The sequence below is a fragment of the Mangrovihabitans endophyticus genome, assembly GCF_014646155.1.
In the GTDB taxonomy this organism is placed as follows: domain Bacteria; phylum Actinomycetota; class Actinomycetes; order Mycobacteriales; family Micromonosporaceae; genus Actinoplanes; species Actinoplanes endophyticus.
Window position 1 is genome coordinate 28217 of sequence record NZ_BMMX01000027.1, and the last position, 18947, is coordinate 47163.

Genomic DNA, 18947 nt, shown 5'->3' on the forward strand with positions numbered 1-18947 from the left:
CAACTACCGGAGGTTGTGTGACGAGGAGGCGAGACGACGATGAGACTGCGTCGAGGAGGGGCCGTGGCGGCGGCGGTCCTGGTGCTCTCGGTGGCCGGCTGCACCGGCGACAACGACACCACGCCGGCCGGTGAGGCGTCGACCGCGGCCGCACCGACCGGCGGTTCCGGCGTCGTCGACGTGGTGGCCCGGCTGGAGCCGTCGGTGGTCACCATCCAGACCAGCGAGGGTCTGGGCAGCGGCGTGGTCTACCGGGCGAACGGCATCATCGTCACCAACCAGCACGTGGTCGGCTCGGCGAAACAGGTCAAGGTCGCCTTCGCCGACGGCACCCAGGCGAACGGCCAGGTGACCGGCTCGGACGAGGTGACTGACCTGGCGGTGGTCCGGGTGCAGCGCACCGGGCTGCCCGCCGTCACGGTGCGCCAGGATCTGCCCAAGCCCGGCGAGACCGCGCTGGCCATCGGCAGCCCGCTGGGCTTCGAGAACACCGTCACCGAAGGCATCATCTCCGGCGTGGGCCGGCAGATCCCCGCGTCCACGACCGGGGGCCGCCCGCTGGTCGACCTGATTCAGACCGACGCGGCCATCTCGCCGGGCAACTCGGGTGGGGCGCTGATCGACGACCGGGGCCGTCTGGTCGGGCTGAACGAGGCCTACATCCCGCCGTCGGCCGGTGCGGTGTCACTCGGGTTCGCCATCCCGTCCAGCACCGTGGTCGATGTCGCCGACCAACTGCTGTCCACCGGAACCGTGGCGCACCCGTACCTCGGTGTCTCGCTTGTCACGCTGACCGGTGACATCGCGCAGTCGCTCGGCATGAAGGTGAACACCGGAGCGCTGATCCGCCAGGTGCAGTCCGGGTCCCCGGCAGCAAGCGCGGGCCTGCAACCCGGCGACGTGATCGTGACGTTCAACGGCACGGACGTGGCAACGGTCGGCGACATCTACGCCGCGCTGCGCAAGGTCGACCCGGGCACCGCGGTAACCCTCGGCATCAACCGCGGCGGCTCGCAGAGTCAGGTCAAGCTCACGCTGGGCACCTTGTCACGCTGACCGGGGCGCTGGCGGCCCGGCCGAGGTGACCGGCCGGAGTGACCGGCCGGGGTGCCGCGCCCGGCCCGGCCTCAGGCCGGCCCGCCGGTGTCCGGGCGGCGATCGGTCACGCAGTACACCCGCCCCGCCGGGTCTCGCAACGTGGTCCAGTCCCGGCCGTCGTACGCGTGCGCCGCGCCCAGGGCCAGATGCCGGGCGACCTCCGCCCGGCGGTCGTCGCTCGCCAGGTCCAGGTGCATGCCCGGCAGTGTCCCGCCGATGCGCTGCAGCAGCAGCCGCAGCGGCATGCCGTCCGGGCGGACCAACGCGTCGAACTCATCCGACGCGCCGTGCAGGCGGGTCCAGCCGGTCAGCACCGACCAGAAGTCCGCCTCGGTGTCGAAGACCGGCCGCGGGATGTCCAGGCACATCTGATCGACCAGGCTCCGGCCGGCGTCGCCGGTCACAGGGGCCGGGCGTGCCGTTTCGCCGTGCCAGGTGACCAGGCAGAACGGTAGCCCGGCGGGGGAGCGCAGGACGGTCAGGCCCGGCTCGGCGGAGACGACCACGGCGCCCAGTTCACCGGCCCGCCGGGTGTGCGCCGGCACGTCGGCGACGTGCAGGTCCAGGTGGGCGCGAGCCGGCCCGTCGCCGGTGACCTGCACGCGCAGGTAGGCGTCGCCATCCGGCGGCACGAGAGTGGCGAAGGCCCCGTCCGGGCCGCGCCGGGGCGACCACTCGCCGCCCGTGACGGCCCGCCAGAGGGGCTCCGCGGTGCGGTCCGGTCCGTCGAGAAAGCCGGTGATCCACCTGATGCCGTCGGTCGCCTGCACGCTCGACAGGATAGACACGGCACCGCCGGTACTTCCGCTCGTCGCGTCTGGGAGCGCTCCCATTTTTGCGGATGGCGCACACGGCCGAGATGGCCCCCGGGTGCGCCGGCCGTCGGCCGGCGGATCACGATCTCCGCCGCGACCTCGTAACTTCCGGCTCCTCACGGGCCGGTGCCGATGCCCGTCATCTCGCCGTTCGGCGCCTTTGCGGGCCGGATCGACGAATCGACAAGCGTTGAGGTTCCGGACTTGTTTCGATACGGTTTCGGTCCGAGTCGACTCGCTCCCACCCTGCCACGCCGCGGACGGCCGCCGCGGCGTGCGGATGTGCTCCCGACCTCAGCACGCTCCCCGGAAGGCGATCATCGTGCAACATCAGAATCCCCGCGGCAGCGGGCGACCGACTCCCCGCCGGCCCCTGCGTCTCGCCCTCGCCGGCGCCACCGCCGGCTTGGCCGCCTTCGGCGCGGTGGCCGTCTCCGGCACGGCCGGTGCGGCGAGCACGCTCGGCGCGTCGGCTGCGGCCTCCGGCCGTTACTACGGTGCGGCCGTGGCGGCCTACAAGCTCAGCGACTCGGTCTACAGCGGCATCCTGGACCGCGAATTCACCATGGTGACGCCGGAGAACGAGATGAAGTGGGACGCCACCGAGCCGTCCCAGGGCTCGTTCAGCTACGGCAGCGCCGACCAGATCGTGAACCACGCGGTGGCGGCCGGCCAGCGGATCCGGGGTCACGCGCTGGCCTGGCACTCGCAGCAGCCGGGCTGGGCGCAGAACCTGTCCGGCAGCGCGCTGCGTCAGGCCATGGTCAACCACATCACCAACGTGGCCGGCCACTACCGGGGCAAGATCTACGCCTGGGACGTGGTCAACGAGGCGTTCGCCGACGGCAGCAGCGGCGCGCGGCGCGACTCCAACCTGCAGCGCACCGGCAACGACTGGATCGAAGTGGCGTTCCGCACCGCCCGGGCGGCGGATCCGAACGCCAAGCTCTGCTACAACGACTACAACACCGACGGCGTCAACGCGAAGAGCACCGCGGTCTACAACATGGTCGTCGACTTCAAGGCCCGCGGCGTGCCCATCGACTGCGTGGGCTTCCAGTCACACCTCAACTCGGCCTCCCCGCTGCCCGGGGACTACCAGGCCAACCTGCAGCGCTTCGCGAACCTCGGGGTCGAGGTGCAGATCACCGAGCTGGACATCGCGGGATCGGGCACCGCGCAGGCCAACGACTTCGCCGCGGTGACGCGCGCCTGCCTGGCCGTCGCGCGGTGCGCGGGCATCACCGTCTGGGGCATCCGAGACACCGACTCGTGGCGGGCCAGCAGCACCCCGCTGCTGTTCGACGGCAACGGCAACAAGAAGGCGGCCTACACCGCGGTGCTGGACGCCCTGAACGCGGCCGGGCCGACCACGCCGCCCACCACGACACCGCCTACCACGACCCCGCCCACCACTCCTCCGACGACCCCGCCCACCACCCCGCCGGGCGGTGCCGGCTGTTCCGCGTCGGTGTCGCTCAACCAGTGGAACGGCGGCTTCGTCGCCACCGTGCGGGTGACCGCCGGCTCGTCCGCGCTCAGCGGCTGGGCGGTGTCACTCGCGCTGCCCTCCGGGGCGTCCGTCGTCAACACGTGGAACGCCCAGGCCAGCGGGTCCAGCGGCACGGTGCGCTTCAGCAACGTCAGCTACAACGGCAGCGTCGGCGCGGGCGGCTCCACCGAGTTCGGGTTCCAGGGCACCGGCACCGGCCCGAGCGGATCCGCGACCTGCTCCGCCAGTTGATCACCCAGCCCCGGTGCGGACCGCATCCGCGCCGGGGCCCGAGCCGGGAGACACCATGCGACGTACCGTCAAATCCCTGCTGATCAGCGCCGGAGCCGCGGTGCTGGCCGGTGCCGCCGCGCTGCTGAACGCCTCACCCGCGCAGGCCGCCGCCCTCCAGGAGGTGACCTCGTTCGGCGCCAACCCCACCCATCTGCGCATGCACCTGTACGTGCCGGACCGGCTGCCGGCCAACCCGGCGCTGCTGGTGGCGGTGCACTACTGCACCGGCTCCGGGCCGGCGTTCTACTCCGGCACCCAGTTCGCCTCGCTGGCCGACCAGTACGGCTTCATTGTCGTCTATCCGTCGGCGACGCGCACCGGCAACTGCTTCGACGTCTCCTCGCCCGGCGCGCTGCGGCACGACGGCGGCAGCGACCCGGCCGGGATCGTGTCCATGGTCCGGTACGTGCAGCAGCAGTACCACACCGACGCCGCACGGACCTTCGTCACCGGGGCGTCGTCCGGCGGCATGATGACCAACGTCATGCTGGGCGACTACCCGGACGTGTTCGCCGCCGGCGCCGCGTTCATGGGCGTGCCGTTCGGCTGCTTCGCGGCCAGCGCCGGGGATCCGACGAACCCCGCCAACCAGGCGGGCTGGAACAGCCAGTGCTCCAGCGGCCAGCTCATCCAGTCCCCGCAGCAGTGGGGCGACCTGGTCCGCGCCGCGTACCCGGGATACTCCGGCAGGCGTCCGCGGATGCAGTTGTTCCACGGGACCGCCGACACCACCCTGCAATACCCGAACTTCGGTGAAGAGATCAAGCAGTGGACGAACGTGCTCGGCGTGAGCCAGACGCCGGTGCTCACCGACACGCCGCAGTCCGGCTGGACCCGCACCCGGTACGGTTCGGCCGGCGTGCAGGCGCCGGTTGAGGGGATCAGCGTCGCGGGCGCCGGGCACTCGCTGCCGCAGTCCGGGATGGAGCGCCTGGTGATCGCCTTCTTCGGGCTGGACCAGTCCACGCCCACCACGCCGCCGACGACCACGCCCACCACGCCGCCGACGACGCCACCGACCAGTCCGCCGACCTCGAGCGGAACATGCCGGGTCAGCACCGCGGTCAACGCCTGGAACACCGGGCTGACGGACTCCATCACGATCACCAACCTGGGTGCCCCGGTCACCTCCTGGACCCTGGACTTCACGCTGCCGGTGGGACAGACCATCGTCTCGGGCTGGAACGCCACCTACACCCCGAGCAGCGGTGCGGTCCGCGCGCGCAACATGAGTTACAACGGATCCGTGCCGACCGGCGGCTCGGTCACCATCGGCTTCCAGGCCGGCCACACCGGCAACGCCGCGGCGCCGAGCGGGTACGCGCTCAACTCCAGCTCGTGCACGGCGGCGTGATCGCCGCGGGGAAGACCGCGCCATTGCTCTCCGGCCGGGTTCGCACGAGCCCGGCCGGACGCTCGTGGTCACCTCGGCCGGAGCGTTAAGGAAATCCCGCACACGTGCCGATGGGAGGAATTGCCGGCGCCTGTCCGGGGTGTCGGCATCCCGTGCATCTCCAGGAGGCCGTGCCCGTGTCAGCGAGTCCGTCGACCCTGCCCCGCTTCGCCATCGTCGCGACGGCCGCCGTCGTGGTCCCCGCCGTGGTCGCCGTCGTCAGCGGCGGCGGCGCCGTCGCCTGGCTGGTGGCCGTCATCGGTGCCGTCGTGGTGGCCGCCGCGGCATGGGCCCTGCTGGTGATCCCGCCGTCGCGGGAACTGACCGAGGTGACCGCGCTCGTCACCCGCTCCGCCGACGGCGACCTCGGCGTCTCCCGCGGCCGGGCCGGCGACGGCCGGGCCGTGCGGGAGGTGCTACGGCTGCGGTCCACACTGGCGGAGATGCTGGCCGAGATGGAACGCATGTCGGCCGAGCACGAGCAGGGCGACATCGACGTGGTGATCGACGCCAAGCGCTTCCCGGGCCAGTTCCGCATCATGGCCGAGGGCATCAATGAGATGGTGGGCGCGCACATCGCGGTGAAGAAGAAGGCGATGGCGGTGGTGAAGGCGTTCGGTGAGGGGAACTTCGACGCGCCGTTGGAGCAGTTGCCGGGTAAGAAGGCGTTCATCAACGACACCATCGAGCAGGTGCGGGGCAACCTGAAGGGCCTGATCGCGGAGATGGACCGGATGTCGGCCGAGCACGAGCGCGGCGACATCGACGTGGTGATCGACGTGCGGCGGTTCGACGGTCAGTTTGCCACCATGGCCACGCAGATCAACGATCTGGTGGGCGCGCACATCGCGGTGAAGAAGAAGGCGATGGCGGTGGTGAAGGCGTTCGGTGAGGGTGATTTCGACGCGCCGTTGGAGCAGTTGCCGGGTAAGAAGGCGTTCATCAACGACACCATCGAGCAGGTGCGGAGCAATCTGAAGGGCCTGATCACCGAGCTGAACCGGGTGTCCTCGGAGCACGACCGCGGCGACAGCGACACGGTCATCGACGCGAAGCAGTTCGCTGGCTCCTACCGCACCATGGCCGAGGGCATCAACGAGATGATCGCGGCGCACATCGCCGCCCGCAAAGCCATGGTGGTGGTCCGCGCCTTCGGCGACGGCGACTTCGAGGCCACGCTGGAGCGCTTCCCGGACAAGCTGCGCTTCATCAACGACACGGTCGAGCAGGTGCGGGCCAACCTGAAACGGCTGATCGAGGACACCACCATGCTGGCCGACTCGGCGGTGCGCGGAAGCCTGAACGTCCGCGCCGAGGCGTCCCGGCACAGCGGCGGGTTCCGGCGGATCGTCACCGGGGTCAACGACATGCTGGACGCGGTCGTCGGACCGTTCAACGAGATCGGGCGGATCCTGTCGGCCCTGGAGAACGGCGACCTCACGCAGAGCATCGACGAGACCTACCAGGGACAGTTGGAACGGTTGCGGGTGGCGGTGAACAACACCATTGCGACGCTGGCCCGCACGGTGAGCGAGGTGACCAGCTCGGCCGATCAGCTCTCGAACGCGGCGGGCCAGATCAGCGGCGCCTCACAGTCGCTGTCGCAGGCGGCGACGGAGCAGGCGTCGAGCGTGGAGACGACCAGCTCCAGCGTCAATGAGATGGCGGCCAGCATCAACCAGAACACCGAGAGCGCGAAGATCACCGACGGCATCGCCGCGAAGGCCGCCACGGCGGCCGCGGAGGGCGGATCCGCGGTCAAGCGGACGGTGGGCGCGATGAAGGAGATCGCGGAGAAGATCGCGATCGTGGATGAGATCGCGTTCCAGACCAACATGCTGGCGTTGAACGCGACGATCGAGGCGGCGCGGGCCGGGGAGCACGGCAAGGGCTTCGCGGTGGTGGCGGCCGAGGTGGGCAAGCTGGCCGAGCGTAGTCAGGTGGCGGCGCAGGAGATCGGCGAGCTGGCCTCGGGCAGCGTGCAGACCGCCGAGCGGGCCGGCACGCTGCTGGACGAGATCGTGCCGGGCATCGAGAAGACCTCGGACCTGGTGCAGGAGATCGCCGCCGCCTCCAGCGAGCAGTCCGAAGGTGTCAACCAGGTCAACGTGGCGATGGGGCAGATGAACAAGACCACCCAGCAGAACGCCTCGGCGAGCGAGGAGCTCGCCGCCACGGCCGAGGAGATGACCGGCCAGACGGCGCAGTTGCAGCAGATGATGCGGTTCTTCACGGTGAACGGATCCGGTCACCGGCGGGAACTGCTGGCGCTGAACGACCTCAACGCCGGCATCGCGTCGCCACCGCGGCGGGCGCACCGGCCGGAACCCGAACTGGACGCCATCGACGAGGGAAAGTTCGAGCGGTTCTGAGGCGCTCGGCGACATTGCACCAGGCCGGCATCGCCGGGCGCCGCCACGGGCCCCGGTGATGCCGGCCTGCTGCTGTCCGGCACCCCCGAGATTCGATAGCCGAGAGTAGTTGGCCGAGAACGTTTAGCGATTTGACCGGAATGCCGATGGGTCTCATGTCGGGCGCCGTCCGCAGCGCCCTGCCCTGTGTCGAGGAAGGTGACCACGTGGCGCGAAATTCTTCGGTCATGCCCCGCTTCGCGGTGGTCGTCGGGGGTCTCGTGGCCGTCCCCGCGATCGCCGTCGCCCTGGGCGGGGCACTCGGGTGGCTGGTGGTGGCCCTGGGCGCCGCCGCGGTGGCAGGGCTGACCTGGTCCCTGCTGGTGGCGCCGCCGGCCCGGGAACTGAACGAGGTGGCCGCGCTGGCCGCGCGCTGCGCCGGGGGCGACCTCACGCCGACCGCGGTGCCCGCCGACGCGAGCCCGGCGCTGCAGGAGATCGCACGCGTGCGGGGAACGCTGACCGACCTGCTGGCCGAGACGCACCGGATGTCGGCTGAGCACGAGCGCGGCGACATCGACGTGGTGATCGACGTGCGGCGGTTCGACGGTCAGTTCGCCACCATGGCCACGCAGATCAACGATCTGGTGGGCGCGCACATCGCGGTGAAGAAGAAGGCGATGGCGGTGGTGAAGGCGTTCGGTGAGGGGAACTTCGACGCGCCGTTGGAGCAGTTGCCGGGTAAGAAGGCGTTCATCAACGACACCATCGAGCAGGTGCGGGGCAACCTGAAGGGCCTGATCGCGGAGATGAACCACATGTCGGTCGAGCACGAGCGCGGCGACATCGACGTGGTGATCGACACCCAGCGGTTCTCCGGGCAGTACGTGACCATGGCGGCCGGCATCAACGACATGGTGGCCGGGCACATCGCGGTGAAGAAGAAGGCGATGGCGGTGGTGAAGGCGTTCGGTGAGGGCGACTTCGACACGCCGTTGGAGCAGTTGCCGGGCAAGAAGGCGTTCATCAACGACACCATCGAGCAGGTGCGGGGCAACCTCAAGCGGCTCATCGCGGACACCACGCTGCTGAGCGAGGCCGCGGTGCAGGGCCGCCTGGACGTGCGCGCCGACGCCAGCCAGCACAGCGGTGGCTTCCAGAGCATCGTGACCGGCATCAACGCCACGCTCGACTCGGTGATCGGACCGTTCAACGAGATCAGCCGGATCCTGTCGGCGATGGAGAACGGCGACCTGACCCAGACCATCGACACCGCGTACCACGGTCAGGTCGAGCGGCTGCGCAAGGCGGTGAACAACACCGTGGCCACGCTGGCCCGCACGGTGAGCGAGGTGACCAGCTCGGCCGACCAGCTCTCGAACGCGGCGAACCAGATCAGCGGCGCCTCACAGGCTCTCTCGCAGGCGGCGACGGAGCAGGCGTCGAGCGTGGAGACGACCAGCTCCAGCGTGGAGCAGATGGCGGCCAGCATCAACCAGAACACCGAGAGCGCGAAGATCACCGACGGCATCGCGTCGAAGGCCGCGGGCGCCGCGTCCGAGGGCGGGTCCGCGGTGGAGCAGACGGTCAAGGCGATGAAGGAGATCGCGGAGAAGATCGCGATCGTGGATGAGATCGCGTTCCAGACCAACATGCTGGCGTTGAACGCGACGATCGAGGCGGCGCGGGCCGGGGAGCACGGCAAGGGCTTCGCGGTGGTGGCGGCCGAGGTGGGCAAGCTGGCCGAGCGTAGTCAGGTGGCGGCGCAGGAGATCGGCGAGCTGGCCTCGGGCAGCGTGCAGACCGCCGAGCGGGCCGGTGCGTTGCTGGGCGAGATCGTGCCGGGCATCGAGAAGACCTCGGACCTGGTGCAGGAGATCGCGGCGGCGTCCAGCGAGCAGTCGCAGGGCGTGAACCAGGTCAACGTGGCGATGGGGCAGATGAACAAGACCACCCAGCAGAACGCGTCCTCCAGCGAGGAGCTCGCCGCTACGGCCGAGGAGATGACCGGCCAGACGGCGCAGTTGCAGCAGATGATGCGGTTCTTCACGGTGGCGGGCCAGGCGCGGCGTACCGGCGGGGACATGTTCGACCTCTCCGACCTCAACGCCGGCATCGGGCAGCGTGCCACGTCCCAGGTCCTGTCGGGTCCGGCCGACCTCAGCGAGGTCGACGAGGGCAAGTTCGAGCGGTTCTGAGGGGATCACGATGACCAACTCCACCGACCTCGCCCCCGGCACGGCGGCCGGCCGGGCCACCGGGCGCGGCGGGCGCTACCTCACCTTCGTCATCGGCGGCCAGGTGTTCGCGCTCGGCATCCTCGACATCACCGAGATCCTGGCGTTCCGCACGTTGACCGCGGTGCCGATGATGCCCGCGTTCTTGCGCGGCGTGATCAACCTGCGCGGCCGGGTCGTCCCGGTCGTCGACATGGCCACCCGCTTCGGCATGAACACCACCGAGATCTCCCGGCGGACCAGCATCATCATCGTCGAGGCGGCCGGCCGCCTCGACGACGGCTCGGAGACCGCCCTGCACCAGGACATCGGCATCATGGTGGACGCGGTCAACGAGGTGATCCACCTCGACGACGCCGACATCGAACCGCCGCCGCACTTCGGCGCGGGCATCCGCGCCGACTTCATCAGCGGGATGGCGAAGTACCGCGGCGACTTCACCATCATCCTGGACATCGACCGGGTGCTGTCGCTGGACGAGCTGATGGCGCTCGGGCAGGCGGCCGCGGGCGCCGCTGACGGCGGTGCGGAATGACGCACGCCACCGGCGTGGCGCCGCCGGGCGGGGTCCCGGCGCCCCGCGGGGTTCCGGCGCCGATCAGCGTCGCCGACATCGTGGCCGGGCAGGAGATCCTGCCGCTCACCGCGAAGGAGTTCGCCTGGATCGGGACGTTCATGCACCGGCACACCGGCGTGCAGCTCAAGGCGGGCAAGGAGTTCCTCGTCATGGGCCGGCTGACCCAGCGGCTGCGGCATTACGGGCTACGCGACTTCGGCTCCTACATCGAGTTGCTGGGGGACCCGGGGCACGAGGTCGAGGTGCAGACCGCGATCAACCTGCTGACCACCAACGAGACGTACTTCTTCCGGGAGCCGAAGCATTTCGCGTTCCTGCGCGAGGCGGTCGACGCGTTCCGCGCCGACCCGGCGAACCGGGGACGGGTGTTCCGGTTGTGGAGCGCGGCCAGTTCCACCGGCGAGGAGGCTTACACCGCGGCGATGGTGCTGGCGGAGGCGATGCCGTCCGGTCAGTGGGAGATCGTCGGCACCGACGTGTCGACGCGGGTGCTGAACGTGGCACGGCGGGGGCTCTATTCGCTGGCCGCGGCGGAGAAGATCCCGCAGCCGATGCTGAGCCGGCACTGCCTGCGCGGCACCGGAGAGTTCGAGGGGCAACTGCTGATCGACGGCAAGTTGCGCTCGAAGGTGTCGTTCCGGCCGGGGAACCTGCTGGAGAGCTTCGCGGACCGGGAACCACAGGACATCGTCTTCCTCCGCAATGTCATGATTTATTATGATAATCAGACCAAGCAGGACCTGATCGCGCGGATCGAGCAGGTTCTTCGCCCGGGCGGACATCTCCTGATCGGGCACTCCGAGACGTTGCACGGCATCGGCACCGATCTGCGCATGGTGCAGCCGGCGGTCTACCGGCGGGAGGCGGGTTGAGATGACGACGCCGACCGTGCCGGAAACGGTTCTCGCCCCCGGGGGATTTCACTTCGGCGGCGCCGGCGAGCGCATCCGCACGCTGCTCGGATCGTGTGTGGCGGTGACCGTCTGGCATCCCGGCCGGCGCATCGGAGGCATGTGCCACTACATCGTCCCGGGGGAGCCGGGCCGTGACGACCACGACCCGCGGTACGCGCACGGCGCGATGGCGCTGTTCCTCGCCCGCATGCGCGAGGCCGGCACCGCACCGACCGAGTACCGGGCGAAGGTCTTCGGCGGTGGGGTGCAGTTCGAGGGCGTCCCGCTGGCGATCAACGTGGCGGCGCTCAACGTCGAGGCCGGGCTGCGGCTGCTGGAGCGCAGCGGCATCCCGGTGAGCGCCCGGCAGGTCGGCGGCCGGGGTCCGCGTGAGGTGATCTTCGACGTGGGCGCCGGGGACGTATGGGTCCGGCACGAGAACGTGGGAGAGGCGGACCGGTGACCGCGGGACAGATCAACACGCTGATCGTGGACGACTCGGCGGTGGTGCGCCAGGTGCTGACCGCGATGCTGCAACGCGACGCCCGGATCAACGTCATCGGCGCCGCCGCGGACCCCATCTTCGCGATGGAGCGGATGAACCAGCAGTGGCCGGACGTCGTCGTGCTGGACGTGGAGATGCCCCGGATGGACGGCATCACCTTCCTGAAGAAGATCATGGCGGTGCGGCCCACGCCCGTGGTGCTCTGCTCCTCGCTGACCGAGGCGGGCGCGGAGATGGCCGTACGCGGCATGAACGCCGGCGCGGTCTCCTTCGTGACCAAGCCGAAGAACGGGTTGAAGAACTTCCTGGAGGGCGAGGCGTCCTCGATCGCCGCGGCGGTGCGGGAAGCGGCAAGCGCCAACATGCGCCGGCACGGTGCGGTCACCAGTTCCCTGCATGAGAGCGCGCGCCTGGCACCGCCGCGGGACACCGGAACCGGCGTCGCCGAGGCGATGGCGGTCACCACCGAACATCTCGTGGCGATCGGCACGTCGACCGGCGGCACCCAGGCGCTGGAGGTGGTGCTCACCGCGCTGCCCCGGGTCAGCCCCGGCATCGTGGTGGTGCAGCACATGCCGGAGAAGTTCACCGCCGCGTTCGCGCAGCGGCTGAACGGGCTGAGTCAGATCGAGGTGCGCGAGGCGGCCGACGGCGACCGCGTGATGCCCGGCCTGGTGCTGATCGCACCCGGGGGCAAACACACCTCCCTGGTCCGGCACGGCGCGCAGTACCGGGTGCAGGTCAAGCCCGGTCCGCCGGTGAACCGCCACTGTCCCTCGGTGGACGTGCTGTTCCGCTCGGTGGCCAAGTCGGCGGGCGCCAACGCGCTCGGCGTGATCATGACGGGCATGGGCGACGACGGCGCCCGCGGCCTGCACGAGATGCGCCAGGCGGGCGCCCGCACCATCGGTCAGGACGAGCGCACCTGCGTCGTCTACGGCATGCCGAAGGTGGCCGCCGACATGGGCGCGGTCGAGCGTGAGGTCCCGCTGGCCTCGATCGCCGGACTCATCCACGACTACGGCGCGACCCGGTGACCCGCAGCACCGAATCGAGAGGAGCACGATGAGCGCGGTATGGGTGGTGAGCGCGCTGCTGCTCGGCGCGGCCGTCGGCTTCCTGCTGGGCCGCCGTCGGCCGGCGACGCACCCCGAGACGGCCGACGCGTCCGGCGCGGACCCGTTCGTGGTCAGCGTCGGCAAACTCGGCAGTGAGGTGGGCCCGGTGTGGTCAGCGCACGTCGAGTCGTCCCGCTCCCAGATGGAGGAGGCGATCGGGTCGCTGATCGCCCGGTTCGCCGGCATCGTGCAACTGCTCGACCAGGCGCTCACGTCGTCCCGCGCGGGCGGCGGCAAGGGCGAGATGGACGTGTTCCTGACCAGCCGCAACCGGCTGGGCGAAGTGGTGGAGTCGCTGGAACAGTCGCTGGCCAAGCGCCGGCAGGCCGTCCAGGAGATGCGTGACCTGCTGGGGCGCAACGAGGAACTGCACGCGATGACCGAAGAGGTCAGCCGCATCGCCGCGCAGACGCACCTGCTGGCGCTCAACGCGGGCATCGAGGCGGCCCGGGTCGGCGAGGCGGGACGGGCCTTCAACGTGGTGGCCTCGGAGATCCGCCAGCTTGCCGAGTCGTCCGGCAGCACCAGCGAGCGCATCGGGCAGAAGGCGTCCGAGGTGGGCGACGCGATCAGCGCCGTCTGCACCGCGGCCGAGCAGGACGCCGAGGCGGAGATCGCCGCGGTGGCCGACGCCAACGGCAAGGTGTCGCAGGTGCTGGACGAACTGCGGGCGCTGGTGGACCGGATCACCGGCTCGTCGGCCGAGCTCGGCGGCGCCGCCGAAGGCATCAAGTCGCAGATCGAGGAGTCGCTGGTCCAGTTTCAGTTCCAGGACCGGCTTTCCCAGACGCTGGAACACCTGCGGGACTCCATCGACCGTACGTCCCAGGAACTGTCGCAGACGCCCGGCGGCGTCCCCCGTCCGGTGGACACCACACGCATCCTCCACGAGCTCACCTCCAGCTACACGATGGTCGAGGAGCAGGCGACCCATCGTTCCGGCGCGCCGGTCAGCGTCGCATCGTCAGACATCACCTTCTTCTAGGCGGGACAGATGGCCAAGACAATTCTCGTGGTGGACGACTCGGCGTCGGTGCGTCAGGTGGTCGGCATCGCCCTGCGCGGGGCCGGCTATGAGGTGGCCGAGGCGGTGGACGGCGCGGACGCGCTGCGCAAGCTCGACGGCCGCAAACTGCACCTGATCATCTCGGACGTGAACATGCCGAACATGGACGGGATCACCTTCGTCAAGGAGGCGAAGAAGCTCCCGGCCTACAAGTTCACCCCCATCATCATGCTCACCACCGAGTCGCAGGAGTCCAAGAAGGCCGAGGGGCAGGCGGCCGGGGCCAAGGCGTGGGTGGTCAAACCGTTCCAGCCTCCGCAGATGCTCGCGGCGGTGTCCAAACTCATCATGCCGTGACCGGGGGGCCTGAGATGGGACTGTCATACGCCGGGGACCTGACCGTGCAGACCGTGGCGGAACGCCTGCCGGAGCTGCTGGCGGAACTGCCCGAGGACGGCGAACTGGAACTCGACCTCTCCGCCATCGACGAGGTGGACACCGCGGGGCTGCAACTGCTGCTGGTGATCAAGCGGGAGGCCACCGCCCGGGGCTGCCCGCTGCGGTTGACCGCCGTCGGCGACTCGCTGGCGCGGCTGCTCGCGCTGACCCGGCTGGACATGCGGCTGGATCCCGCCCGGGACACCGCGGAAGGGGAGACCGCATGACCTTCGAATCCGAAATGCTCGCCGCCCGGCAGACCTTCGTGGTGGAATGCCGCGACCTGCTGGACGAGATGGAGCACCTGCTGCTGGGCATCGAGGACACCGACGACCCGCAGGAGAACGTGAACGCCCTGTTCCGGGCGGCGCACACGGTGAAGGGATCGGCGGGACTGTTCGGTCTCGACCACATCGTGCGGTTCGCGCACGTCGTGGAGGCGGTGCTGGAGCGCCTGCGCTCCGGGGAGATCGAGGTCAGCACCGAGCTGATCGGGGTGCTGCTGCCGTGCCGGGACCACCTGGCCGACCTGGTCTACGGCGCGGAAGTCACCGAACACGCCACCGACGAGCAGGAAGCCACCACGGACGCGCTGCTGGCCCGCCTCGCGCCGTTCGTGGACGAGAACGGGGGAGCGGGATCCGGCGCGAACGCCGCCGAGGCGGCGGCCGACGGGGCCGCGTCCGGCGAGCGGGACGTGCACCTGAGCCTGCGCTTCGGCGCGGACACCCTGCGCGACGGCATGGACCCGCTGTCGTTCGTCAACTATCTGGCCACCCTCGGCACCGTGCAACGCGTACGGGTGATCGACGACCTGCTGCCGGAGGCGGACGCGGTCGATCCGGAACGGTGCTATCTCGCCTTCCAGGTGCAGGTGCGCACCGCGGAGCCGATCGAACGCGTCGAGGAGGTCTTCGAGTTCGTCGCCGACGACGGCGACATCCGGGTGCTGAACCCGGGCACCCCGGCGGGTGCCTGGCAGGACCTCATCGACTCGTTCGGCGACGCCGGCCCGGCCGTCGCCGAGATCCTGCGCGAGTTCGGCGCGTTCGACGACGCGGCCGTGCTCGACGCGGCCACCGCCATCGCGGACGCGGTGAGCGGGGTGCCGGAGCCGGCCACGCCCGCGGCGCCGGCGTCGAAGGCGGCGAGCACCACGGCGGATGCCGCTCGCCCGGCCCCGAGCGGCCAGGGTGACAAGGCCGCGAGCGGCCAGGGTGACAAGGCCGCCCGCGACGGCCGCAACATCCGGGTCGACGCGAGCCGGCTGGATCGGCTCATCGACCTGGTCGGCGAGCTGGTGGTGGCGGGTGCGGCGGCCAGCGTACGCGCCGAGCGGACCCGCGACGGCAGCCTGCTGGAAGCCGTCGACGACATGATGCGCCTGGTCGAGGAGGTTCGCGACAGCGCCATGCAGTTGCGCATGGTGCCCATCGGGACCACCTTCGCCCGGTTCCAGCGGGTGGTGCGTGACGTCAGCACCAGCCTCGGCAAGGACATCTCCCTGGTCATCACGGGCGGTGAGACCGAGGTGGACAAGGCGCTCGTGGAGCGCATCGGCGACCCGCTGACGCACCTGGTGCGCAACGCGGTCGACCACGGCATCGAGTCGCAGGAGCAGCGGCTGGCTGCCGGTAAGCCGGCTCGCGGCACGCTGCGCCTGAACGCGTACCACGAGTCCGGCAGCATCGTGATCGAGGTCTCCGACGACGGCGGCGGCATCGACCGGGACAGGGTCTTCGCCAAGGCGGTGGAACGCGGCCTGGTGGACGAATCGGCGTCGCTCACCGACTCGGAGGTCTACGACCTCATCTTCGAGCCGGGGTTTTCCACCGCGCCGCAGGTCACCGACCTGTCCGGGCGTGGCGTCGGCATGGACGTGGTCAAGCGCAACGTGAAGGCGCTGCGCGGGACGATCGAGGTGGACAGCCGCCGCGGCGAGGGCTCGACCCTGCGGATCCGGCTGCCGCTGACCCTGGCGATCATCGACGGTTTCCTGGTCGGCGTCCACGGTTCCTCGTTCGTGATCCCGCTGGAGCAGGTGGTGGAATGCGTGGAGCTGCCCTCCGGCGTACCCGACCGCAACTGCATGGATCTGCGCGGCGAGGTGCTGCCGTTCGTCCGGCTGGGGTCGGCGTTCGCGCTCGGCGGCGACAAGCCCAAGCGGGAGAACGTCGTGGTGGTGGAGAGCGCCGGCACCAAGATCGGACTGGTGGTGGACAGCCTGATGGGCGAGTTCCAGACGGTGATCAAGCCGCTGGGTCCGCTCTTCGAACACGTACGCGGGGTGGGCGGATCGACGATCCTGGGCACCGGCGACGTGGCGCTGATCATCGACGTGCCGGGCCTGGTACACCGCTTCGGCGACCGGGAGCGCGCACGGCAGTTCGAGGCGGTGGCGGCACACGCCTGACCAACGGCGCGGCACGCGGGGCCGGCCGCGCGTCGATCTTGAACTTTGCGTGCGGACAAAAGCCCTCTAAAGCCGCCTATCGGTCCCACTTTCTCCAAGATCGGCCGACCGGGCGGATCGCGGTCGGACAGGTCGGTTGCGCCGTGTCCGGGTGCGGTGTGGGTGGCTTACAGGTTGGCCGCGTCGATGGCGGACTGCAGCGACTCCCGGTATCCGTCGGACGTCACGGTGGCGCCCGAGACCGTGTCGATGTCGGCGCTCTGCGCGTCGAGAGCCGCCTGCCGCAGCATCGGTAGCGCGTACGCGTTGATCTCCTGGTCGCGGTGGTTGCCGTTGGGATAGACCGGCACCGCGACGTCGGTGATCCGGCCGCCGGACACGGTGATCGTCACCTGCACGGGGCCCCACCGGGTCTGCACCGAGTCGCCCTGATAGGTGCCGCTGCCGTCGGACGAGCCGGCCGTCCCCGAGCCGGACGACCCGGAGTTCCCGTCCGTCCCGGAACTGCCGTCCGTCCCGGAACTGCCGGACGACCCGGAGGTGCCGGACGACCCAGCGCTGCCGGAATCGCCGCCGCCGGTCGTGCCGCCGTCGCCGTTGGACGAGGTGGAGCCGGAACCGGTGGAGCTGGAACCGGTGGAGCCGGAACCGGCGTCCGACGGTCCGGCCGCCACCGCCACGGTGCCCGATCCGCCCGCACCCATGGTGCTGGTGCGATAGCTGAAGGCCAGCACCACCACGGCGATGGTGGACAGCAGCCACAGAGTGATTCGTCGCATTGTGTTGTTCTCCGCTACCAGTGATCGGTTTACCAGGCGAATCGTTCGGTGTGCACGTGCGCGGCCGGCACCCCGGCGGTGCGGGCGGCGGCCCGTGCCGCCTCGGTCCACTCCGTGGGGCCACAGATGTACAGGTCGTGCGCGGCGATGTCCGGCGCCACCTGGCGCAGCGCGCCGTCGTCGGTGTTGTCCGCGTACTGCGCGGGCAGCCAGGACGGCCGGTCACCGGCGCGCGGGCCGAGCAGGTAAACCAGCCGCACCCCGCGATGCGCCGCCAGCCAGTCCAGCTCGGTGCGGAAGGCCAGGTCCGCCTCGGTGCGGGCGCGGTAGACCAGGGTGGCCGCGCCGGGCGGATACCGCAGGTCCCAGAGCAGGGCCAGCAGCGGCGTGATCCCGATGCCGCAGGCGAGCATGGTGACCCGGCCGCCGCGGTACGTCTCACCGGTGAGCCGGCCGTACGGGCCCTCCACGAGCACCCGGGCGCCGGGGCGCAACGCGGCCACCCGGGAGCTGTCGTCGCCGAGATCCTTGACCGTGATCCGCAGCAGGTCGCCGCGCGGCGGCCCGGACAGCGAGTACGGGTGAGCCCGCGACCAGCCGGGACCGTCCAGGAAGCGCCACAGGAAGAACTGCCCGGCCCGCACCGGCAACCGGTCCAGCCCTCGCCCGCGCAGGTAGAGCGAGGTCAGGCCGGGACCCTCGGGCACCACGTGGCTGACGGTCAGGCGGTGTCGTCCGCTGCGCCACAACGGCAGCACCACGCGGAAGCCGAGCACCGCGGCGGCGGCCAGCGCCCACAGACCCCACCAGTAGAACCGGGCCGCGGGGGAGGAGACGAAATCCGCTCCGGTCCACAACTGGTGCGGCAGGGCCAGGCCGGCGCCCAGGTACGCGTACAGGTGCAGCAGGTGCCACGACTCGTACCGCAACCGCCGCCGGGCCGCACGCACCGACGTGACCACGACCATCACCAGCGCGGCGAAGCCGAGCGTGGCCAGCAGCATGCCCGGGTACGACACGATCAGGTCCCACAACTGGGCCAGCACGGTGGCGTGCACCACTGCGGCGTACCCGAGGGTGATCAGCACGACGTGGGCGAGCATCAGGTGGAACGAGGTGAACCCGGTCCAGCGATGCCAGCGGGCCAGCCGGTCCTGGCCGTACGCGCGTTCCACCAGCGGAATCCGGGCCAGCATGAACACCTGCAGAAGCATCAGGTCCGACGCCCACAGCCCGGCGAGCCGGCCCAGCGCCTCGACCGCGCTCCAGCCGCCCCCGCCGAGGTGCGCAATGCCGCCGCCCCGCACCCACAGCGCGGTCACCACGATCAGGCTGAGGCCGGCCAGAAAGCCCGCGGCGTCGGCCCACCAGCGGGGCGTGGGCGCCGGCGTGCGGGCCGGCCGGGCGGTGACCGGAGGCGCGGCGGCCGGTCCGGCGACTGTCGTCGTCATGTCATCACTGTCGGCCACCGACATTTGTCCTGCATACGCGCAAGCTGTGTGTTTGCTGTACGCGCCGGCCGGGTGATCCGGGCCCTT

Annotated in this window: 16 protein-coding genes; 13 read left to right on the forward strand and 3 right to left on the reverse strand. The window is 70.5% G+C overall.

All coding sequences use genetic code 11. The features are described 5' to 3' along the window. Nucleotides 1-63 precede the first annotated feature (63 nt). Nucleotides 64-1056 (forward strand): S1C family serine protease, encoded by a 993-nt coding sequence (locus IEY73_RS23510; protein ID WP_229716080.1) that lies wholly within the window; start codon nt 64-66, stop codon nt 1054-1056. 71 nt (nt 1057-1127) lie between these two features. On the opposite strand, the gene IEY73_RS23515 is transcribed toward IEY73_RS23510, so the two are convergent. Continuing rightward, nucleotides 1128-1868 (reverse strand): VOC family protein, encoded by a 741-nt coding sequence (locus IEY73_RS23515; protein WP_229716081.1) that lies wholly within the window; start codon nt 1866-1868, stop codon nt 1128-1130. 367 nt (nt 1869-2235) lie between these two features. On the opposite strand from IEY73_RS23515, the gene IEY73_RS23520 reads away from it, so the two are divergent. The 12 genes from IEY73_RS23520 to IEY73_RS23575 all read left to right on the forward strand — a co-directional run bounded on the left by IEY73_RS23520 (nt 2236) and on the right by IEY73_RS23575 (nt 16630). Further along, nucleotides 2236-3657, forward strand: a complete 1422-nt coding sequence (locus IEY73_RS23520) for a glycoside hydrolase family 10 protein (protein ID WP_373292859.1) — start codon at nt 2236-2238, stop codon at nt 3655-3657. A 55-nt stretch (nt 3658-3712) separates the two neighbouring features. Next, the gene (locus IEY73_RS23525; RefSeq protein WP_189081471.1) at nt 3713-5053 is read left to right on the forward strand and encodes an extracellular catalytic domain type 1 short-chain-length polyhydroxyalkanoate depolymerase; all 1341 of its coding nucleotides are present in this window, start codon (nt 3713-3715) and stop codon (nt 5051-5053) included. A gap of 176 nt (nt 5054-5229) precedes the next feature. Beyond that, on the forward strand, nt 5230-7464 hold the full coding sequence (locus IEY73_RS23530) for a methyl-accepting chemotaxis protein (protein WP_229716082.1): 2235 nt from the start codon (nt 5230-5232) through the stop codon (nt 7462-7464). A gap of 206 nt (nt 7465-7670) precedes the next feature. Then, nucleotides 7671-9641 (forward strand): methyl-accepting chemotaxis protein, encoded by a 1971-nt coding sequence (locus IEY73_RS23535; protein WP_229716083.1) that lies wholly within the window; start codon nt 7671-7673, stop codon nt 9639-9641. A 10-nt stretch (nt 9642-9651) separates the two neighbouring features. After that, nucleotides 9652-10215, forward strand: a complete 564-nt coding sequence (locus IEY73_RS23540) for a chemotaxis protein CheW (RefSeq protein ID WP_189081472.1) — start codon at nt 9652-9654, stop codon at nt 10213-10215. Further along, nucleotides 10212-11129 (forward strand): CheR family methyltransferase, encoded by a 918-nt coding sequence (locus tag IEY73_RS23545; protein ID WP_189081473.1) that lies wholly within the window; start codon nt 10212-10214, stop codon nt 11127-11129. The genes IEY73_RS23540 and IEY73_RS23545 overlap by 4 nt, the downstream gene beginning before the upstream one ends. A 1-nt stretch (nt 11130) precedes the next feature. Then, entirely contained in the window at nt 11131-11613 is a 483-nt protein-coding gene (locus IEY73_RS23550; protein ID WP_189081474.1) for a chemotaxis protein CheD, read from the forward strand. Next, a complete protein-coding gene (locus tag IEY73_RS23555; protein WP_229716084.1) occupies nt 11610-12692 on the forward strand; it encodes a protein-glutamate methylesterase/protein-glutamine glutaminase in 1083 nt (360 codons plus the stop codon). The genes IEY73_RS23550 and IEY73_RS23555 overlap by 4 nt, the downstream gene beginning before the upstream one ends. Nucleotides 12693-12720: 28 nt before the next feature. Then, entirely contained in the window at nt 12721-13758 is a 1038-nt protein-coding gene (locus tag IEY73_RS23560) for a methyl-accepting chemotaxis protein (RefSeq protein ID WP_189081476.1), read from the forward strand. Between the two features lie 9 nt (nt 13759-13767). Then, on the forward strand, nt 13768-14136 hold the full coding sequence (locus IEY73_RS23565) for a response regulator (protein WP_189081477.1): 369 nt from the start codon (nt 13768-13770) through the stop codon (nt 14134-14136). Nucleotides 14137-14150: 14 nt separating this feature from the next. Then, complete coding sequence (locus tag IEY73_RS23570) at nt 14151-14444, forward strand: STAS domain-containing protein (protein WP_189081478.1); 294 nt, start codon at nt 14151-14153, stop codon at nt 14442-14444. Continuing rightward, on the forward strand, nt 14441-16630 hold the full coding sequence (locus tag IEY73_RS23575) for a chemotaxis protein CheA (protein WP_189081479.1): 2190 nt from the start codon (nt 14441-14443) through the stop codon (nt 16628-16630). The genes IEY73_RS23570 and IEY73_RS23575 overlap by 4 nt, the downstream gene beginning before the upstream one ends. Nucleotides 16631-16797: 167 nt before the next feature. Here the strand turns inward: IEY73_RS23575 and IEY73_RS23580 are convergent, their stop codons facing one another. Continuing rightward, the gene (locus tag IEY73_RS23580) at nt 16798-17409 is read right to left on the reverse strand and encodes an FMN-binding protein (RefSeq protein WP_189081480.1); all 612 of its coding nucleotides are present in this window, start codon (nt 17407-17409) and stop codon (nt 16798-16800) included. Between the two features lie 29 nt (nt 17410-17438). Continuing rightward, nucleotides 17439-18860 carry a ferredoxin reductase family protein gene (locus tag IEY73_RS23585; RefSeq protein WP_189081481.1) on the reverse strand — a complete coding sequence of 474 codons (1422 nt, stop codon included), beginning with the start codon at nt 18858-18860 and terminating at the stop codon, nt 17439-17441. Between the last annotated feature and the right edge of the window lie 87 nt (nt 18861-18947).

Coding starts and splice junctions, on each gene's coding strand:
- IEY73_RS23545 (WP_189081473.1), top strand. CDS start 10,212: ATGACGCACGCCACCGGCGTGGCGCCGCCGGGCGGGGTCCCGGCGCCC.
- IEY73_RS23570 (WP_189081478.1), top strand. CDS start 14,151: ATGGGACTGTCATACGCCGGGGACCTGACCGTGCAGACCGTGGCGGAA.
- IEY73_RS23540 (WP_189081472.1), top strand. CDS start 9,652: ATGACCAACTCCACCGACCTCGCCCCCGGCACGGCGGCCGGCCGGGCC.
- IEY73_RS23575 (WP_189081479.1), top strand. CDS start 14,441: ATGACCTTCGAATCCGAAATGCTCGCCGCCCGGCAGACCTTCGTGGTG.
- IEY73_RS23525 (WP_189081471.1), top strand. CDS start 3,713: ATGCGACGTACCGTCAAATCCCTGCTGATCAGCGCCGGAGCCGCGGTG.
- IEY73_RS23565 (WP_189081477.1), top strand. CDS start 13,768: ATGGCCAAGACAATTCTCGTGGTGGACGACTCGGCGTCGGTGCGTCAG.
- IEY73_RS23550 (WP_189081474.1), top strand. CDS start 11,131: ATGACGACGCCGACCGTGCCGGAAACGGTTCTCGCCCCCGGGGGATTT.
- IEY73_RS23585 (WP_189081481.1), bottom strand. CDS start 18,860: ATGACGACGACAGTCGCCGGACCGGCCGCCGCGCCTCCGGTCACCGCC.
- IEY73_RS23560 (WP_189081476.1), top strand. CDS start 12,721: ATGAGCGCGGTATGGGTGGTGAGCGCGCTGCTGCTCGGCGCGGCCGTC.
- IEY73_RS23580 (WP_189081480.1), bottom strand. CDS start 17,409: ATGCGACGAATCACTCTGTGGCTGCTGTCCACCATCGCCGTGGTGGTG.